Genomic DNA, 17,901 nt, shown 5'->3' on the forward strand with positions numbered 1-17,901 from the left:
ACACTCTACGCTGAACGCACGCCGGGGGTCCCGGGCCGGCCGAGTGAGGAAGGGGCGCCGAGCTGAGCTTCAAAGCAACAGCAGCAACCGCACCGTCGGCCGTCGAACTGGCCGGTGCGGTAACCGAGCAGCTGCGCTCCTACCTGCGCACCCGCCGCACCGACACCCGTTACATGGGCGAGGACTACCAGGGGCTGATCGCCGGCCTGGAAGAGTTCGTCCTCAGCGGCGGCAAGCGGCTCCGTCCGGCGTTCGCCTACTGGGGCTGGCGGGCCATCACCGGCCGGGACGCCGTCGACGACGAGCTGCTACTGTTCTCGGCGCTGGAACTGCTGCACGCCTGCGCGCTGGTGCACGACGACGTGATCGATGCCTCGGCGACCCGGCGCGGCAGCCCCACCACCCACCACAAGTTCGCCGATCTGCACCGCGCCCGCGGGTGGCGGGGACCGGCCGATCAATTCGGGATCTCGGCCGCCATTCTGCTCGGCGACCTGGCACTGGTGTGGGCCGATGACATCGTCGCCGGAGCCGGCCTGCCGGCGGATGCGCAACGCCGGGTGCGGCGGGTCTGGTCGGACATCCGCACCGAGGTGCTGGGCGGGCAGTACCTCGACATCGTCGCCGAGGCCAGCGGTGACGAGTCGATCGCGGCGGCGATGACGGTCAACACCTATAAGACCGCCTCCTACACGGTGGTGCGGCCGCTGCAACTGGGGGTTGCCGCCGCCGCCGACCGGCCCGACATCCAGACGCTGTTTCACGAGGTCGGTACCGATCTCGGGGTGGCGTTCCAGCTGCGCGACGATGTGCTGGGCGTGTTCGGCGACCCCGCCGTGACCGGCAAGCCGTCCGGGGACGACCTGCGCTCGGGCAAACGGACCGTGCTGGTGGCCGAGGCAGTCGAGTTGGCCGACAGGTCGGATACGGCGGCCGCTGAACGGTTGCGCGCATCGCTCGGCACCGCGTTGACCGACGTGCAGGTCCGCGAATTGTGCGGCCTGATCGAGGCGGTGGGCGCACTCGCCGCCGTCGAGGACCGTATCGACAGCCTGACCCGCCGGGCCATGACGGCGCTGGCGGCCGCCCCGATCGACGAGGCCGCCAAGACCGGACTGACCGACCTGGCCCGACTGGTCGCCGACCGGTCCGCCTGAGGAGCCTCCAGCGCCATGCCCATCCCCAGCACATCGACGGTTCCGGCGGGCCCGACCCGGCCGCTGACCCGGCTGCGCGAGTTCGCCACCAGCGAGCAGGCCGCAGCGGCATGGCTGGGGTGCGCGGGCGCGATGCTGATCACGGTGGGCGGCCTGGGCGCCGGCAGCACCCGGATCCAGGACCCGGTGCTGGAGTCGGTGCATCTGTCCTGGCTGCGGTTCGGTCACGGGCTGGTGTTGTCGTCGGTGCTGCTGTGGACCGGTGTCGCGGTGATGCTGTTGGCCTGGTTCGGCCTGGGCCGGCGGGTGATCGACGGCGCCGCAACCGAATACACGCTGATTGCCACCACCGGGTTCTGGCTGGCGCCGCTGCTGCTGTCGGTTCCGGTGTTCAGCCGCGACACCTACTCCTATCTGGCCCAGGGCGCACTGCTACGAGACGGTTTGGATCCCTACCAGGTGGGTCCGGTCGAAAACCCCAACCCGCTGCTCGACGACGTCAGCCCGATCTGGGCGGCGACGACGGCACCTTACGGCCCGGCGTTCATCCTGGTCGCCAAACTCGTCACCATCCTGGTGGGCAACAACGTGGTGGTCGGCACCATGCTGTTGCGGTTGTGCATGCTGCCCGGTTTGGCGCTGTTGATCTGGGCCGCACCGCAAGTCGCCCGCCGGGTCGGCGGCAGCGCCCCGGCGGCTCTGTACCTGGCGGTGCTCAACCCGCTGGTGATCATCCACCTGATGGGCGGCGTCCACAACGAGATGCTGATGGTCGGCCTGATGGTCGCCGGGATCGCGCTGACGCTGCAGGGCCGGCCGCTGGCGGGCATCGGCCTGGTGGCCCTGGCCGCCGCGGTCAAGGCCACCGCGGTGATCGCGTTGCCGTTTCTGGTGTGGGTGTGGATGCGCCGGCTACGGGAACGACGAGGCTACCCGGCGGCGAAGGCGTTCGCGGCGGCGGCGACCATCTCCGCGGCGATCGTCGTCGCCGCCTTCGCGGCGCTGTCGGCGCTTGCCGGTGTGGGCCTGGGTTGGCTGACCGCGCTGCTGGCCGGCAACGTCAAGATCATCAACTGGCTCACCGTGCCGACCGCCGCGGCCAACCTCGTCCACGCCGTCGGCGGACTGGTCGCGCCGATCAATTTCTATGCCGCACTGCACATCACGCGGATCAGCGGGATCGTGGTGATCGCGCTGGTGCTCCCGGTGCTGTGGTGGCGGTCGCGCCGCGACGACCGGGCGGCGGTGACGGGGATCGCCTGGGGCATGCTGGTCGTGGTGCTGTTCGTGCCGGCGGCGCTGCCCTGGTACTACACCTGGCCGCTGGCGGCGGCGGCCACCGTGGTCCGCTCACCGACGGCGATCGCGGCGATCGCCGCGGCCTCGACCTGGATCATGGTGATCTTCAAACCCGACGGCTCGCATGGCATGTACTCCTGGCTGCACGTGATCGGCGCGACCGGTTGCGCTGTGTTCGCCTGGTACCGACTGTCGAAAACCGCGCCGGAAGTCCCGTCACCGGCCGGCTGAGCTCAGTACGCCATGGCCTGCGCCCGGCGCATCACCTCACGGGCCTGATGGGCGTGCAGCGCGTCGATCGGGCGGACGTTGGCGACCGACTCGCGCGCACCGTCGCGGGTCAGCGACAGCGACGGGTCGTGGGTGAACAGCCAGCGCACGATGTCAGTCTGCTGGTAGCCGCCGTCGTGAAGCACCGCCAGCAAACCCGGCAGGCTCTTCACGACGTCCCCGGCCGCGGTGAAGAACACCTGCGGCACCACCAGCGCACCGCCGCGCCGCACCGCGAGCAGATGGTTGTCGCGCAGGTACTGATGCACTTTGGTGACCGGCACGCCGAGCATTTCGGCAACCGTCGGCAGGTCGAACATCGGTTCGTCGGGTTCCAGGATGTCTTCGGCGGCCGGGATGCTGCTCACCACACGAGTCTAGAACCGCCGGATCGGCGGCCCACCCGCATACCATGACCAGGTGACCGCAGCGTGGGGCCCAGACGCACTCGAGGGCGCCCTGCTGGACGGCCGGTATCGCGTCGGCACCCGGATCGCCACCGGCGGCACCTCCACGGTGTATCGCGGTCTCGACGAACGACTGGACCGCCCGGTCGCGTGCAAGGTGATGGATCTGCGCTACGCCGGCGACCAGCAATTCCTCACCCGATTTCAGCTCGAGGCGCGGGCGGTCGCCCGCCTCAAGGACCCGGCTCTGGTCGCCGTCTACGACCAGGGGTTCGGCACGCCGCACGACCCCGGCCAGCCGTTTCTGATCATGGAACTCGTCGAGGGCGGGACGCTGCGCGAACTGCTCAACGAACGCGGCCCGATGCCGCCGCATGCCGTCGTCGCGGTGTTGCGCCCGGTGCTGGGGGCGCTGGGTATCGCGCACCGCGCCGGCCTGGTGCACCGCGACGTCAAGCCGGAGAACATCCTGATCTCCGACGACGGCGAGGTGAAGGTGGTCGACTTCGGGCTGGTTCGCGCCCTCGCAGCGGCCGGGATCACCTCGACCAACGTGATTCTGGGCACCGCGGCCTACCTGTCACCCGAGCAGGTCCGCGACGGCAATGCCGGGCCGGCCAGCGACGTCTACGGAGCCGGCATCCTGACCTATGAGCTGCTGACCGGTCGCACACCGTTCGCCGGTGACTCCCCGCTGACCGTGGCCTACCAGCGGCTCGATCACGACGTTCCGCCGCCCAGCGCCGCCATCGAGGGGGTGCCGAGGGAATTCGACGAGTTGGTGGCGCGCGCCACCGCACGCGAGCCGGCTGACCGCTACGCCGACGGCCTTGAGATGGCCCAGGACGTCGCGGCGATCGCCGAACGGTTGGGGCTGCCGGCGTTTCGGGTTCCGGCCCCGCGCCAGTCCGCCCAGCACAGCTCGGCGCCGAGGCAGCGGCCGACGCTGCACATGACGCGTGGCCCGCAGGATTGGACAGCCGACACCGACACCCAATGCCAGGTGGTGACGGGGCAATTCGCCGGAATCGAACTGAGTCAGTTCGTGCTGCAACGTCAGCACGCGCGCCGGATGGTGGTGATCTGGCTGACCGTGGTGTTCGCCCTCACCGGGCTGGTGGCTGCGGTGGGGTGGACGCTGGGCAACAACGTCGGCGCACTGCTGTAGGCCGATCCCTTCGCCGAGCAGACACCAAAGCGCCCTAAAACCGGGGCGTCAAGGGGCTTTCACGTCTGCTCGCGGTGAATGAAATCAGCCGCGCAGCATCTCGGCGACCAGGAAGGCCAACTCCAGGCTCTGCTGGGTGTTGAGCCGCGGGTCGCACGCGGTCTCGTAGCGCCCGCCCAAGTCCGCATCCGAAATGGCTTGCGCGCCACCGAGACACTCGGTGACGTCCTGGCCGGTGAACTCCAGGTGGATGCCGCCGGGGTGGGTGCCCAGCGCGTTATGCACCTCGAAGAACCCCTGTACCTCGTCGACGATCCGGTCGAAGTGCCGGGTCTTGTGACCGGTGGAAGCCTCATGGGTGTTGCCGTGCATCGGGTCGCACTGCCAGATCACCTGGTGACCGGTGGCCTGCACCTTCTCGATGATCCCCGGCAGCAGATCGCGCACCTTGGAGTTGCCCATCCGGCTGACCAGGGTGAGCCGGCCCGGCTCATTGTTGGGGTCGAGCCGTTCGACGTACTCGACGGCCAGCTCCGGCGAGGTGGTGGGCCCCAGCTTGATACCGATCGGGTTGGCGATCACCTCGGCCAGGCCGACATGTGCGCCGTCGAGCTGGCGGGTCCGCTCACCGATCCACACGTAGTGCGCCGACAGGTCATAGAGCTTCGGTTCGCCCTCGATGTCGGCCATTCGCAGCATGGCGCGCTCGTAGTCGAGCACCAGTGCCTCGTGGCTGGCGTAGATCTCGGCGGTCTGCAGTTCCCGGTCGGCGACCCCGCAGGCGTTCATGAACCGCAGGCCGCGGTCGATCTCCCTGGCCAGCGCCTCATAGCGCGCACCGGCCGGCGAGGTACGGACGAACTCCCGGTTCCAGTCGTGCACCAGTTCCAGCGACGCCAGCCCCGAGGAGGTCAGCGCCCGCACCAGGTTCATCGCCGCGCTGGCGTTGGCGTAGGCCCGCACCAATCGGGAGGGGTCGTGTTCACGCACGGCGGCGTCCGGGGCGAATCCGTTGACCATGTCACCGCGGTAGGACTTCAGCCCAAGTGCGTCGATGTCGGCCGAGCGGGGCTTGGCGTACTGGCCCGCGATGCGGGCCAACTTGACCACCGGCGTGGATGCCCCATAGGTGAGCACCACCGCCATCTGCAGCAGGGTGCGGATGTTGCCCTTGATGTGCGGCTCGGTGTTGTCGGCGAAGGTCTCGGCGCAGTCGCCGCCCTGCAGCAGGAAGGCCTCCCCGCGGGCGACCTCGGCCAGCAGGCCCTTGAGCCGGACGATCTCGGACGCCACCGTGATCGGCGGGACACTCTCGAGCACCGTGCGCATTGCCTTGGCCTGGTCGGCGGGCCAACTCGGCTGCTGAACAGCCGGGCGGGCCAGCGCGGCATCAAGGCGCTCACGCAGGTCCGCGGGCAGCGGCGGCAGCGCCGGCAGCTGGTCGATCGGTACATCAACGGTCCAGTTCACCCGACCATGGTAGCCGGGGAACGACCCGCGCTGATCAGGCCTGTTCGGTGGCGCTGCCGATGGGCCAACTCCTCAACGGCCCGCTCCGCGCCCCGCATCGTCGTTGGCCGTGCCGATGGGCCAACTCCTCAACGGCCCGCTCCGCGCCCCGCATCGTCGTTGGCCGTGCTGATGGGCCGACTCCTCAACGGTCCGCTCCGCGTCCCGCATCGTCGTTGGCCGTGATCACCTGGAAGCGTCGCAACTGGTCGCGGGCGTCCACCAGCGCGTCATGGCTGCCTGCCGACCGCGGTGGCAGCCGCGGCCGGCCCCGGTCCTCCCAGAGTTGACGCAACTCGTGGGTGAAGCGCGGGATCGACGGCGGCAGGTCGGGCATCGTGCCCCACAGCTGGCACAACACCACGTGGTCGTAAGCCGCCACCCAGGCCCATAGCTCGATCGGCTCGCCGTCGTCGACTGCGAAGAACTCCTCGAGATCGTCGCGGATCCGGCGCCGTGATCGCCACGCCGGGGATGCCGGGGAGGGCAGCTTGGGCAGCACGTGGGTGCGGACCCACGGACCGGCCCGGCCCGGATCGAATTCGGTGGAGACCGCGTAATATTCCCGCCCGTCCTCGGCGACCACGCCGATCGAGATCAGCTCGATGGTGCGGCCGTCCTCGATGAACTCTGTGTCGTAGAAATATCTCACCTCCCGCTCATCTCCCGGGACCGCCGGGGCGCTGTAGCCGATGGGCCGGAAGCGGCGTGGAAAAGGGCATTGTGGGCGCAGACGCGTCGGCGACCGCGCGATTGGGCGCAGACCGCCCGGCCGGCGCCGACCGGCCGGGCATCGGTCCGGGGTAGACCGGCCGGTCGGAGGCGGCGGCCCGCCCGGTGGGAACCCGCGGCCGCCCGATCATGATCGGTTGTGTCGGCGCCGACGCCGCCCGCACCTCGCGGTCGAGCTCGGCGTCAACGACCCGCTCATCGGGCAGCTGCGGCCGGCCCGCGACGGCGTCCTGCAGCCAGAGCTTGGCCTGGATCACCGGGCGTCGCAGCCGGCGTTCGCGCAGCAACGCGCGGCGCATCCGCTCGCGCCGGGGCAGGTAGCGCCAGCGGGCCCACGGCGCGTGCGGCCGGGACAGCCGGATCGCGCCGACCACCAACAGCGGAAAGAAGAACATCCCGATCAGCCCGGTCCACACCTTGCCCTTCAACAACACCACCACACCCAGCGGCAGCGACGTCACCAGCCCGGCGAACACCCCGGCGCGGATCAGCGGCGAGGAGGTGTCGTGCCACAGCGACAACAGAAAGGCCAGCGGGTGAAAGCCCAGCACCAGCAGACCGGCCACCGCCGTCGCGGCGAAGACGGCATCCACCGAGGCGCGCCCGTCCTCTTCCCAGTACACATCCGACAAGTGCAGGATCAGCGCGTACTCGTCGAGCACCAACGCCGCGCCGATCCCGAACGCGATCGCGGCGAAGCTGAATGCCGGTTCGTGCCCATGGGGGCCGGCGGCCACCAGCGTCACCCCGGCGACCATCACCAGCAGCACCCCGAAGACCACGTGGTGGATGTGCTTCGACCCGATGTGGATGTTGCGCGGCTGCCACCACCGGGGGGCGCCGACACGACCGGCGGTGCTGCGGATATAGCGGACGACGGCGCGGGTCACCAGAAACGTCGCCAGGAACGCGAGCAGGCAGCACAGCAGCGGCAATCTGCCGCGTCCGATGATGTCGTCGCGGAACCATTCGAGCACCTAATGCAACGTACGCCCTCACCACACTCCACGCTGGGATCACCACCGGCATGGCCCGGGAAATCCTCACCACCCGATAGGCTGTCCTGCGACATGACTACATCGCGGCCGCCCGAGCCGGGCCGTCGGCACGGGGGCGGTTCCGTCTGGTGGATCTTCGCCGTGCTGGCGATCGGAGCCCTGGGCTACACGACGTGGCGGGCGCTCGGCAGCACGCCGTACCACATCGACGTCGACGTCTACCGGATGGCCGCGCAGGCGTGGCGGGACGGGCAACCGCTCTACGGCGACGACTGGTTTCCCACCCAGATCGATGGCACGGTGTTGCCGTTCACCTATCCCCCGATCGCGGCCGTCCTATTCGCCCCGCTGACCTGGGTGTCGCTCGGTTCGGGCACCGCCGCGCTGACGATCGTCTCGACGCTGCTGCTGGTGGTGTCGATCACCGTCGTGCTCGCCGGGTTGGGCGTCGCAGTGGGCCGCGGCAGCGGTCCGCAGTGGTGGCGGCGGGGTGTGCTGGCAGCAGCGATCGTCGCGGCGGCCATCTGGCTCGACGCCGAGCCGATCTGGTCCAACTTCGATTTCGGCCAGGTCAACGCCGTGCTGATGACGCTGGTGATCGCCGACTGCGTACCGCGCCGCACCTACTGGCCGCGGGGCGCGCTGCTGGGCTTGGCGGTGGCGCTGAAGCTGACCCCGGCGGTGTTTCTGCTGTACTTCCTGCTGCGCCGCGACGGGCGCGCCGCGGTGACCACCGTCGCATCGTTTCTGGTGGCGACCCTGGCGGGCTTCGTGCTGGCCTGGAGCGACTCCTGGCAGTACTGGACGCACACGGTCCGCAACACCGACCGCATCGGCGGGGCGACGCTGAACACCAACCAGAATCTGGCCGGCGCGCTGGCCCGGCTGCCGCTGAGCGAACCTCAGCGCTCCGCACTGTGGCTGCTGGGCAGCCTGTTGGTCCTGGCGGTGACGGTGTGGGCGGCCCGCCGACTGCTCAACCGGGATGTCGGGGAGCCGATTCTGGCGCTGATCTGCGTGGCGCTGTTCGGGCTGGTGGTCTCACCGGTGTCGTGGTCGCACCACTGGGTGTGGATGCTGCCGACGGTGGTGGTGACCGCCGTGGTGGCCTACCGGCACCGCGCGATCGCGCTGGGCGTGCTCAGCGCACTGGGTGTGGCGTTGATGATGCGCAGTCCGATCGACCTGCTGCCCGAGCATCACGAGGCGGGCGCGGCGTGGTGGCGCCAGTTGGCCGGCACATCCTATGTGTGGTGGGCGCTGGCGGTGATCATCACGGCCGGCGCGATGCTGCGTCCGGACCGCCGGAGCACTCCGGATCAGCCTGCGGCGGTCTCCGGAAACCGGGCGACCGGCTGAGCCGTTGCCCCGTCCTGTTGTGCGGCACCGTTTTTGAGGCTCGCCGCGTAGATGTCGACGTACTCCTGCCCGGAGAGCCCCATCAGCTCGTAGATCACCTCGTCGGTGACCGCCCGCTCGATGAAGCGGTTGTCGGCCATCCCGTCGAAGCGGGAGAAGTCCATCGGCTTGCCGAACCTGACCGTTACCCGGCCCGGGCGCAACATCTTCGTCCCGGGCGGGTTGACGACGTTGGTTCCGACCATGGCGACCGGAATCACCGGGACGCCGGTGTGCAGCGCGAGCCGGGCCAGCCCGGTCTTGCCCTTGTACAACCGGCCGTCGGGTGACCGGGTGCCTTCGGGGTAGATGCCGAGCAGCTTGCCGTCCTTGAGGATCCGCTGGGCGGTGTTCAGCGCGGCTTGTGCGGCGTCGGAGTCGGTGCGGTCGATGGGCACCTGGCCGACCGCGGTGTAGAACCAGCGGGTGAACCAGCCCTTAATGCCGGTGCCGGTGAAGTATTCCGACTTGGCCAGGAAGGTGATCCGGCGGCGCACCACCAGCGGCAGGTAGAAGCTGTCCATGACGGCGAGGTGATTACTGGCCAGGATCGCCGCACCGCGCTCGGGGATGTTCTCCAGCCCCTCGACTTTCGGCCGTCCGATCAGGGCCAGCAGCGGACCCAGCAGTACGTACTTGAACAGCCAATACCACATGGCCCCTCCCTCCCTGCTGTCCGCGAACACCGGCCGTGTTCGCGCCAACTTTACCGACCAGCGGTGGCCAGGGCCACACGGTGATTCGTCACAACGGAGATTCCGGGGAATTCCTTAGCTTTCCGCGTTCAGTGCTCGATCGTGACGGGGATGTGTTCATAACCGGTCTTGGCCGGCGCGCCGCCGGCCCCGTCCGGCGGCGGGCCGTCGGGCGGGCCCGGCCTGTCACCGGTCTCACCGACCACCGCTCGGATCACCTCGAACAACGCCACGCTGTGCTCGGCGACGACGCTGAGCAACGGGTGCTCCTCCCCCGTCACCAACGCCGCCAGCGCACACACCGGGCACCACACCTGTTGGCACTTACCCGGCGCATCGGCCGCCGCCAGCATCGCCGCCGCCCGCACCGCCGGGTCGAGGCGATCCAGGATCGCCTGGGCGAGTTTGCGCAACTCCGGCCCCAGCTCACCCAGATCACGGTGCGCGCCAGCGCTCAACGTCGCACCTCCTCGTCACTGCTCACCGGCCACACCTCCGGGTTCGGCCGGAAGCGCACCGTCAGTTCGCTGCCGCGCAGCGTCGCGTCCACAACCGTGCATCGTCGCAGCACCGACGCCAATCGGACCCGGCGTCTGGTGCCACCGGCACCGATGACCAGGTCGTCACCGGAGCGGCCCAGGCTGAGCGCACCGGAATCGACCTGGGGCAACTCTAACCGCAACCGGTACACCGCCCCCAGTCCGGAACCCGACTCCCGGTCGACCACCGGCCGCACCGGCCCCGGCGGTGCCGAGCCGCCGCGTCGCCGGCTGCCCTCGAGCAGCTCGCCAAGCGCCTTGGGGCCGATCGGTTCGCCGGCCAGGTGCGGGACCAGCACCATCGCCACGTCACCGATGGCGCGGTCCAAGTCCTCCAGAACGCCGTGCTGCTCACGGATCCGCTCGGCGTACCAGTCGAACGCCGGATGAGCGGGCAGATTCGTGTAGACGTACGAATCATCCTGCAACAGGATCTGATTCACGATCAGCTCGTCGACGCGCACCCCGGTCAGCGCCAGCGTCCCCAGGGTTCGGACCGCTTCGGCGGCCACCACGCGCTCGGCGGTCAGCACCAGGTGGGCCCCGACCAGCGCCTCGTCGGTCAGCAGCGTGGCCAGCCGTTCGGCGGCGCCGCTGATCCGCTCGATCAACTCGACCAGTGCGTCCGACGCGCCGTCGGGCCCGCTGAGCCTGCGGTGCCGCGGCCAGGACCGCTCGGCATACAGCGCGACCGTGGCGGGCAGCGTCAGCATCCGCATTGCATCGGCGGTGGACGCGCAGTCGACGACGACCCGGTCCCACCGACCGCTGCCGGCCAGCTCGCCGACCTCATGCAGGCCGAGCACCTCCTGGACGCCGGGGAGCGCCGAAAGCTCTTCGGGGGCAACGCTACCCAGATCAGACTCCGGGAATCGCCCGGCCAGCACCTCGACCACCGCGACCCAGTGCGCCTCGAGCAGCGCCAGCGTGTCCAGCGCCAGCACGTCAAGCCCGCCGGGGCCGGCGTCGTCGAGCACCACCGACACCGGGTCACGGCCGGCGCCGGGCACCACCGCGACGCCCAGCACGTCACCGACCGAGTGCGCCTGGTCGGTGGAGATCAGCAGCACCCGGTTCCCGGCGCGCGCTTCGGCGACCGCGGTTGCCGCCGCCAGCGTGGACTTACCCACGCCGCCCTTGCCTACGAACAGACTGATCGGCGCGACCGGGGGCGTTGCTGCCTCAGACGGCGTCACTCAGCCTCGGCTCGCTTCTTCAGGTCCTTCAGCGCGGTGTCGGTCAGTCGCCGCTCCGCCTTGCGCTTGAGCAGACCGATCATCGGGATCATCAGGTCGACCGACAGCTCGTAGACGACTTCCGTGCCGGATCCCTTGGGCGCCAAGCGGTATTCGCCGTCAAGCGCTTTCAACAGCGAACTGGACACCAATGACCAGCGCACGCTGCGACGGTCTTGCGGCCAGTCGTAGGCCAGCACCATGGTGTCCTTGAGCACCGCGGCGTCGAGCACCAGCCGGGCCTGCTTCGGGTATCCGTCGGAGTCGGTTTCGAGCACCTCGGCCTCGGTGTACTCCGACACCCATTCGGGGTAGGCGCCGATGTCGGCGATCACCTTCATCACCGTGCCCGGATCCGCCTCGATGAAGATGGTCTGAGCTGTCTTGTCCGCCACGTGGTTACTTCCCTAACTCATTCGCCTGCCACCAGCCCTCGGCAGAGACGCTACCTCGCCGCGCCCGCCCGTTCAGCCCGGCTCAGCTCACAGCGGCCGGGGCGACACCCACGGGTCGGGCCTGCTCCAGGCGGGCCTTCACCTCGAAGGCCATCCGTTTGCCCGCCACCCGGCGGCGATGGTTGAGCTTCGCCAGGTTCAACTTGGCCAGCTGGCGGCCGGTCACCCCGCTGGGTTCGGCGTGCAGGAAATAGTGGAGCAGCACCCCGTCGAGCATCGGATCCAGCCAGATCTCCATGGTTCCGGTCAGCGGGCCGCCCACCGTCCATCGGACGCCCTTTTCCGCGCGGTCTTCGACCAGCTGCAGCTGCAGGTCCGGCCACCACCGCCGCCAGCTCGACCGGTCGGCGACGAGGGCCCCCACCTGTGCGCCGGATGCGGCGATGAAGGTCTCATCGGCAACCTGGATACTGTTCATCGCCCCAGCTTCACATATGACGTCCCCGGGGCGGAACGCCGCCGGTGCACACCAGCGGGCTTCTCCTCGCCCGACAGTGAACACCGTCACATCTGCCGGGGCGCGCCTATTAGGCTGGTCGGACAGACACCCGGGCTGCCAAGAGAGGTCATTCGAATGCGTGAGTTCAGTGTTCCGGCGCCGTTCACCGTCGAGGAGCACGACAACGTCGCCGCGATCGTCTTCGAACACGAGCGCGACAATCCCGACCACGTCATCTACCAGCGCCTCGTGGACGGCGCGTGGACCGACGTCAGCTGCGCCGCTGCCGCCGCGCAGATCCGCACGGCCGCACTGGGTCTGATCGCGCAGGGAGTGGCCGCCGGCGACCGGGTGGCGATCTTCTCGGCGACCCGCTACGAGTGGGCGATCCTGGACTTCGCGATCCTGTCCATCGGCGCGGTGACCGTGCCGATCTATGAGACGTCCTCGGCGGAGCAGGTGCGTTGGGTGATGGAGGACTCCAGCGCGGTGCTGGCGTTCGCCGAGACCGACGCCCACGCCCGACTGATCAACGAACTCGCCGGTGGACTGCCCGCGCTGCGGCGGGTGCTGACCATCGACGGGTCGGGCGCCAAGGCCTTCGATGAACTCGCCGAGGCCGGCGCGGGCCAGGACCCGGCGCAGCTCACCGCGCGCGGGGCCGCCCTCAAGGCCACCGACCCGGCGACGCTGATCTACACCTCGGGCACCACGGGCCGCCCCAAGGGCTGCCAGCTCACCCACTCCAACCTGCTCCACGAGGTGCGCGGCACCAAAGCGGCCCTGCCGACCCTGCTGGGTCCCGACCAGCGCCTGCTGATCTTCCTGCCGTTGGCTCACGTGCTGGCCCGCGCCCTGACCCTGGCGGCATTCACCAACCGGGTCACGGTCGGATTCACCAGCGACATCAAGAATCTGGTGCCGATGTTCGCGGTCTTCAAGCCGACCGTGGTGGTGTCGGTGCCGCGGGTGTTCGAGAAGGTGTACAACACCGCCGCGCAGAACGCCGCCAACGACGGCAAGGGCCGAATTTTCGAGATGGCTGCCCAGACCGCGGTGGACTGGAGCGAAGCCCTCGACCGTGGCGGCCCCGGTCTGCTGCTGCGCCTCAAGCATGCGGTGTTCGACAAGCTGGTCTACCACAAGCTGCGCGCGGCGCTGGGTGGCGACTGCCGGGCGTCGGTGTCCGGTGGCGCGCCGCTGGGCGAACGGCTCGGCCACTTCTACCGCGGCGTCGGCCTGTCCATCTACGAGGGCTACGGGCTGACCGAGACGACCGCCGCGGTGACCGTCAACCCGGTCGGCGCCATGAAGGTCGGGACCGTCGGAAAACTGGTGCCGGGCAACAGCATGCGCGTCGCCGAGGACGGTGAGTTGCTGGTCCGCGGCGGGGTGGTGTTCAGCGGCTACTGGCGCAATGAGCAGGCCACCGCCGAGGCGTTCACCGACGGCTGGTTCAAGACCGGCGACCTGGCCGAGATCGACGCCGACGGCTACCTGAAGATTACCGGCCGCAAGAAGGAGATCATCGTCACCGCCGGCGGCAAAAACGTCGCACCCGCGGTGCTCGAGGACCAGCTGCGCGCGCACCCGCTGATCAGCCAGGCGATGGTCGTCGGCGACGCCCAGCCGTTCATCGGGGCGCTGATCACCATCGACCCGGAAGCTCTGGAAGGCTGGAAACAGCGCAACAGCAAAGCCGACACCGCCACCGCCGCTGACCTGGCCACCGACCCGGACCTGCTGGCCGAGGTGGACGCGGCGGTCAAACAGGCCAACCTGACGGTCTCGCACGCCGAGTCGATCCGCAAGTTCCGGATCCTGCCGGTCGACTTCACCGAGGCCACCGGTGAGCTGACCCCGACGATGAAGGTCAAGCGCAAGGTGGTCGCCGAGAAGTTCGCCGACGCGATCGAGGCGATCTACACCAAGGACTGACCGGCGGTTCCGGCGCCCCGGTGAGCGGTTTGGTCGGCTTTTGGTGGAAAGCGCGATCAAACCGCACCGTCGGCGTCCTCACGCCAGCAGGTCGGCCATGCGTGCGGCCAGGGTTTCCCAGCGCCAGTCACTCATCACCCACTCCCGCCCCGCGGCGCCCATCGCGGCGGCGCGGTCGGGGTCGGCCAGCAATCCGCTGACGGCATCACCGATCTGCTCCACGGACCGGCCGTCGACCACCCGCCCGGTCCGGTTGTCCAGCACGGTCTCCGGTGCGCCGCCCGAGTCACCGGCGACCACCGGCACAGCCGCCGCCGACGCCTCCAGGAACACGATGCCCAGCCCCTCGACGTCGAGCCCGGCACCACGCGTGCGGCATGGCATCGCGAAGACATCGCCGAGCAGGTAGTAGGCGGGCAGGTCGGCGGCCGGCACGCCACCGGTGAACGTCACCGCATCGGCGACCCCGCACTCGACGGCCAGCCGCCGCAGTGTGTCGGCATACGGGCCGCCGCCGACGATCACCAGCGCGGCACCGTCGACCCGGCGCCGGATCGCCGGTAGCGCGCGGATCAGCATGTCCTGGCCCTTGCGCGGCACCAGCCGCGACACGCACACCACGGTGGGCCGACCGCCCAGCCCGTGGCGGGCCCGCAGTTCGGCACGGGCGCCGGGGTCGGGGCGGAAGCGGTCGGTGTCCACCCCGGGCGGCAGGTGCTCCAGCGCGGCGTGGGGACCGAACGCCGATGCGAACCGGCCGCGGGTGTAGTGGCTGACGAAGGTGACGGTGTCGCACGACTCGCCGATGCGGCGCAGCACCGAGCGCGCCACCGGCAGCATCGACCAGCCGACCTCGTGGCCGTGGGTGCTGGCCACCACCCGGCCGGCACCGGCGGCGCGCGCCCGCTGCGCCAGCAGCGCCAGCGGCGCGGCCGCGCCGAACCACACCGTGTCGACGGCCTGTTCAGCGATCAGGCGGCGCATCCGGGTATCGACGGCGCGACCCGGCAACATCAGCGTGCCCGGGTGGCGGACCACCTGGTAGCCGGTGGATTCCGCCGCCTCGTCGAAGGCGTCGGCGCCCTTCCACTGCGGCGCGTACACCGTCACGTCGTGGCGGCCTGAACCGGCGATACGGCGCACCAGCTCTTCCAGATAGCTCTGAATGCCGCCGGGGCGCGGCGGAAAATCGTTGGTAACCAGCAGCACCCGGCTCACTGCAGGGATGCTAGCCGCGCCACTGCTGCCAACCCGCGAGCAGGTCCGGTAGATCCACGCCCAGCACCAGCGGCACGGCGACGGCGGGCTCGACGTGCCCGGGACCACAGGCCGACAGGTAGAGCTCGCGCAGCTTGGCCGGTCCGAACCGGGCGGCGACGAACCTGGCGAAGTGCCACGCCCGGTCGTAGGCCTGTGTCCGCCGCGGTCCCGGTACGTCCAGGTCGGCGTCCGACGGCAGGTCGGCCGTGGCCACCGGCACCGCGGGCGCGCCGGCCGGATCCGGGGCGGGACGGGCCACGAAATCGGCGACGCCCTCGACCAGCCAGCGCGGCGCGTCGAGAGCGGTGTCGGCGCGGGCCGCATAGTGGAAAAGCTCGTGCCTCAACACGATTCGCAGCGCCGGAGTGCTCATCGCGGCCGCGCCGGGGGCGAAGACGATCCGCTGTCCGGCGGCCACCCGGCGTTCGGGGTCCACCCGGTCGGCCACCGCGACCGCGGCGACGTCGGACCACTGTGTGACATCACCGGCGGCGCCGCCGGCCAGCGTGGCGAATTGCCGATCCGAGCCGGTGGCCGTCAACTGGATGTGGTGCGACCAGTCGGTCCCCCAGAACGCTTCGACCGCCTCGACGGCGGATCCGATGTCGGCGGCCACCCGGGACAGCAACGCCTCACCGGGCGGGCCGCCGAGATTCTCCAGGACGACGCTGCGCTGATCCCCGACGATCAGCGGCGCATCCACCGGCGGCGGTGCCGGGACGGCCAGCATCGTGACGCCGCCGATCAGCTCGGCTGCCAGCAGCGCGGCCAGCAGGCGGCGGAGTCCGCGGCGCTCAGTAACGGCGCGCGTTGTGGATCGGGCCGGACGAGGTCATCGGCACCACCCGGACCGGCTGACCGTAGGTCGACGAGTGGACCATCATGCCGTCGCCGACGTAGATGCCGGAGTGGGAGGCATCCGAGTAGAAGGTCAGCACGTCGCCCGGCTGCAGGTCCGACAGCGCCACCGGCTGTCCGCCGCTGGCCTGCGCCTGACTGGAGTGCGGCAGGTTGATCCCGGCCTGGTTGAACGCCCACATCACCAGCCCGGAGCAGTCGAACCCGCCCGGTGCGGCCCCACCCCAGACGTAAGGGGTGCCGACCTGGGTCAACGCGGCTTGAACGGCGGTCGCGGCACCGCCGCTTCCACCACCGGGCGCGCCCATCTCCATCGGGGGTGGCGCATCGGAACCGGGGATCGGGAACCCGGGGATTCCGAATCCGGGAGCCGGGGGCGCTCCGTCGGGGCCGGGCTCGCCCGGTGCGGCTTCCGGGACCGGCCCGGGCTCGGCCATCGCGGTGCGCTGCTGCGGCGTGAGCGCGTAGTACTGCGATTTGACCACCGAGATCTGCAGCTGCAGCCGGCTCTGCTTGGCCTGTAGTTCGGCGCGCACGGCGGCGGCCTGCTCGGCCGCGGTCCGGGCCTCCTCGGCCGACTTGGCGGACGCCTGCTCGGCCTGGTCGGCCTGCTCGCTGGCCACCCGGAACCGCTCCAGCTGCACCGACAGGTCGCTGGCAACCACCCGCTGCACGGCGAGCTTGTCGATCAGCTGCTGCGGTGACTCGGCGGTCAGGATGGCGTCCATGCCCCCGACCCGGCCACCCATGTAGGTGGTGGCGGCGAACCGGTTGACCGCCGAACGGTAGCTGGACAGTTGTTCCTTGGCGGCAGCGAGCGCGGCCTGGTCGTCGGCGTGCGCCCGGTCCGCGGCCTGCTGTTCGGCCAGCTTCCGGTCGAGGTTGAGCTGCGCGGTGTGCATCGCCTCGGTGGTCTGCTCGGCCTGGCGGGACAACTCGCTGAGTTTCGCCAGCGCGTCGTCGGCCGGATCGGCAGACACGCTGCCGGCCCAGGTGCCGGTCAGGGTCGTGACGCCGACCACCAGAGCAGTCGCGACACCGAGAGCAGGACGCCTAAAAGCACGCAGATTCCACCGCATACGTTCGAGCTTCAAGATTGCATCCTTAACACTGCCCAGGGAGGTACGTGGCTGTGCCGCCGCCGAAAGTACGTAAGGTCTCGAACAGGTTACGAAATGGCAACGGCGTTGTCCATCGCGAGCCGCCACTTTAACACCCGGCTTCGGGCGGGGCCCGAAGCGGCGCGCCGCCGATCAGGCCACGCCGGAGCGGCGCGCCGGGCCGCCGTCCCGGCGGATCGGGACCAGCCGCAACCGCGGCGCCATCCCGGCCTCGGCGAGCACGTCCAGGGCCGCCCGCTCGTCCTCCAGCAGCTCGGTGGGCACTCCCAGCAGCACGCTGACCACGCAATCCCGGCAGGCGGGTCCCCGTACCGCGCAGTGGTCACAGTCGATCACCACCGGCTCCGGGTCGACGCGCGGTGCGTCAGTGCGCTCCGAGTGTCCCGAGTGGCCCGAGATCTGTCCCATTGGTGATTCCTCTCG

General features: G+C 70.1%; 18 protein-coding genes. 5 read left to right on the top strand and 13 right to left on the bottom strand.

Annotation, left to right across the window (positions count from 1 at the left end; genetic code table 11):
* Positions 1 to 107 precede the first annotated feature (107 nt).
* Together idsA2 and ACAG20_RS00585 are read left to right on the top strand one after the other, a co-directional pair.
* Positions 108 to 1,157 carry a bifunctional (2E,6E)-farnesyl/geranyl diphosphate synthase gene (gene idsA2 / locus ACAG20_RS00580; RefSeq protein WP_370491401.1) on the top strand — a complete coding sequence of 350 codons (1,050 nt, stop codon included), beginning with the start codon at positions 108 to 110 and terminating at the stop codon, positions 1,155 to 1,157.
* Between the two features lie 15 nt (positions 1,158 to 1,172).
* Positions 1,173 to 2,687, top strand: coding sequence for an alpha-(1->6)-mannopyranosyltransferase A (locus ACAG20_RS00585; RefSeq protein ID WP_370491132.1), 1,515 nt, complete (start codon positions 1,173 to 1,175; stop codon positions 2,685 to 2,687).
* A 2-nt stretch (positions 2,688 to 2,689) separates the two neighbouring features.
* Here the strand turns inward: ACAG20_RS00585 and ACAG20_RS00590 are convergent, their stop codons facing one another.
* Positions 2,690 to 3,094 (bottom strand): Rv2175c family DNA-binding protein, encoded by a 405-nt coding sequence (locus tag ACAG20_RS00590; protein ID WP_165825073.1) that lies wholly within the window; start codon positions 3,092 to 3,094, stop codon positions 2,690 to 2,692.
* A 52-nt stretch (positions 3,095 to 3,146) separates the two neighbouring features.
* Between ACAG20_RS00590 and ACAG20_RS00595 the strand changes: the two genes are divergently transcribed.
* Positions 3,147 to 4,301, top strand: a complete 1,155-nt coding sequence (locus tag ACAG20_RS00595; RefSeq protein WP_370491133.1) for a protein kinase — start codon at positions 3,147 to 3,149, stop codon at positions 4,299 to 4,301.
* An 84-nt stretch (positions 4,302 to 4,385) separates the two neighbouring features.
* Here the strand turns inward: ACAG20_RS00595 and ACAG20_RS00600 are convergent, their stop codons facing one another.
* The 3 genes from ACAG20_RS00600 to ACAG20_RS00610 form a co-directional block, all read right to left on the bottom strand.
* Positions 4,386 to 5,771 carry a class II 3-deoxy-7-phosphoheptulonate synthase gene (locus tag ACAG20_RS00600; protein WP_370491134.1) on the bottom strand — a complete coding sequence of 462 codons (1,386 nt, stop codon included), beginning with the start codon at positions 5,769 to 5,771 and terminating at the stop codon, positions 4,386 to 4,388.
* A gap of 184 nt (positions 5,772 to 5,955) precedes the next feature.
* Complete coding sequence (locus ACAG20_RS00605; RefSeq protein WP_370491135.1) at positions 5,956 to 6,462, bottom strand: polyadenylate-specific 3'-exoribonuclease AS; 507 nt, start codon at positions 6,460 to 6,462, stop codon at positions 5,956 to 5,958.
* 7 nt (positions 6,463 to 6,469) lie between these two features.
* Positions 6,470 to 7,519, bottom strand: a complete 1,050-nt coding sequence (locus tag ACAG20_RS00610; RefSeq protein WP_370491136.1) for a hypothetical protein — start codon at positions 7,517 to 7,519, stop codon at positions 6,470 to 6,472.
* Between the two features lie 93 nt (positions 7,520 to 7,612).
* Here ACAG20_RS00610 and ACAG20_RS00615 point away from each other — a divergent pair, with 93 nt between their 5' ends.
* A complete protein-coding gene (locus ACAG20_RS00615; RefSeq protein ID WP_370491137.1) occupies positions 7,613 to 8,899 on the top strand; it encodes a glycosyltransferase 87 family protein in 1,287 nt (428 codons plus the stop codon).
* Here the strand turns inward: ACAG20_RS00615 and ACAG20_RS00620 are convergent.
* The 5 genes from ACAG20_RS00620 to ACAG20_RS00640 form a co-directional block, all read right to left on the bottom strand.
* Complete coding sequence (locus ACAG20_RS00620) at positions 8,860 to 9,594, bottom strand: lysophospholipid acyltransferase family protein (RefSeq protein ID WP_370491138.1); 735 nt, start codon at positions 9,592 to 9,594, stop codon at positions 8,860 to 8,862. The genes ACAG20_RS00615 and ACAG20_RS00620 overlap by 40 nt on opposite strands.
* A 128-nt stretch (positions 9,595 to 9,722) precedes the next feature.
* A complete protein-coding gene (locus ACAG20_RS00625; RefSeq protein ID WP_370491139.1) occupies positions 9,723 to 10,091 on the bottom strand; it encodes a hypothetical protein in 369 nt (122 codons plus the stop codon).
* Entirely contained in the window at positions 10,088 to 11,368 is a 1,281-nt protein-coding gene (locus ACAG20_RS00630) for an ArsA family ATPase (RefSeq protein WP_370491140.1), read from the bottom strand. The genes ACAG20_RS00625 and ACAG20_RS00630 overlap by 4 nt, the downstream gene beginning before the upstream one ends.
* Positions 11,365 to 11,802: an SRPBCC family protein gene (locus tag ACAG20_RS00635; protein ID WP_112688675.1), complete on the bottom strand. Its 438-nt coding sequence runs from the start codon at positions 11,800 to 11,802 to the stop codon at positions 11,365 to 11,367. The genes ACAG20_RS00630 and ACAG20_RS00635 overlap by 4 nt, the downstream gene beginning before the upstream one ends.
* An 82-nt stretch (positions 11,803 to 11,884) precedes the next feature.
* Positions 11,885 to 12,280 (bottom strand): polyketide cyclase / dehydrase and lipid transport, encoded by a 396-nt coding sequence (locus tag ACAG20_RS00640; RefSeq protein ID WP_370491141.1) that lies wholly within the window; start codon positions 12,278 to 12,280, stop codon positions 11,885 to 11,887.
* Positions 12,281 to 12,436: 156 nt separating this feature from the next.
* On the opposite strand from ACAG20_RS00640, the gene ACAG20_RS00645 reads away from it, so the two are divergent.
* The gene (locus ACAG20_RS00645; protein ID WP_370491142.1) at positions 12,437 to 14,239 is read left to right on the top strand and encodes a long-chain fatty acid--CoA ligase; all 1,803 of its coding nucleotides are present in this window, start codon (positions 12,437 to 12,439) and stop codon (positions 14,237 to 14,239) included.
* A gap of 78 nt (positions 14,240 to 14,317) precedes the next feature.
* On the opposite strand, the gene ACAG20_RS00650 is transcribed toward ACAG20_RS00645, so the two are convergent.
* The 4 genes from ACAG20_RS00650 to ACAG20_RS00665 form a co-directional block, all read right to left on the bottom strand.
* On the bottom strand, positions 14,318 to 15,457 hold the full coding sequence (locus tag ACAG20_RS00650; protein WP_370491143.1) for a glycosyltransferase family 4 protein: 1,140 nt from the start codon (positions 15,455 to 15,457) through the stop codon (positions 14,318 to 14,320).
* A 10-nt stretch (positions 15,458 to 15,467) separates the two neighbouring features.
* Entirely contained in the window at positions 15,468 to 16,229 is a 762-nt protein-coding gene (locus ACAG20_RS00655; RefSeq protein WP_370491144.1) for a hypothetical protein, read from the bottom strand.
* A 64-nt stretch (positions 16,230 to 16,293) separates the two neighbouring features.
* The gene (gene ripC / locus ACAG20_RS00660) at positions 16,294 to 17,451 is read right to left on the bottom strand and encodes a peptidoglycan hydrolase RipC (RefSeq protein ID WP_370491145.1); all 1,158 of its coding nucleotides are present in this window, start codon (positions 17,449 to 17,451) and stop codon (positions 16,294 to 16,296) included.
* A gap of 159 nt (positions 17,452 to 17,610) precedes the next feature.
* Entirely contained in the window at positions 17,611 to 17,886 is a 276-nt protein-coding gene (locus ACAG20_RS00665; RefSeq protein WP_370491146.1) for a hypothetical protein, read from the bottom strand.
* Positions 17,887 to 17,901 lie beyond the last annotated feature (15 nt).

The sequence above is a fragment of the Mycobacterium sp. pW045 genome, from assembly GCF_041287085.1.
GTDB classification, from domain to species: Bacteria; Actinomycetota; Actinomycetes; order Mycobacteriales; family Mycobacteriaceae; genus Mycobacterium; species Mycobacterium algericum_A.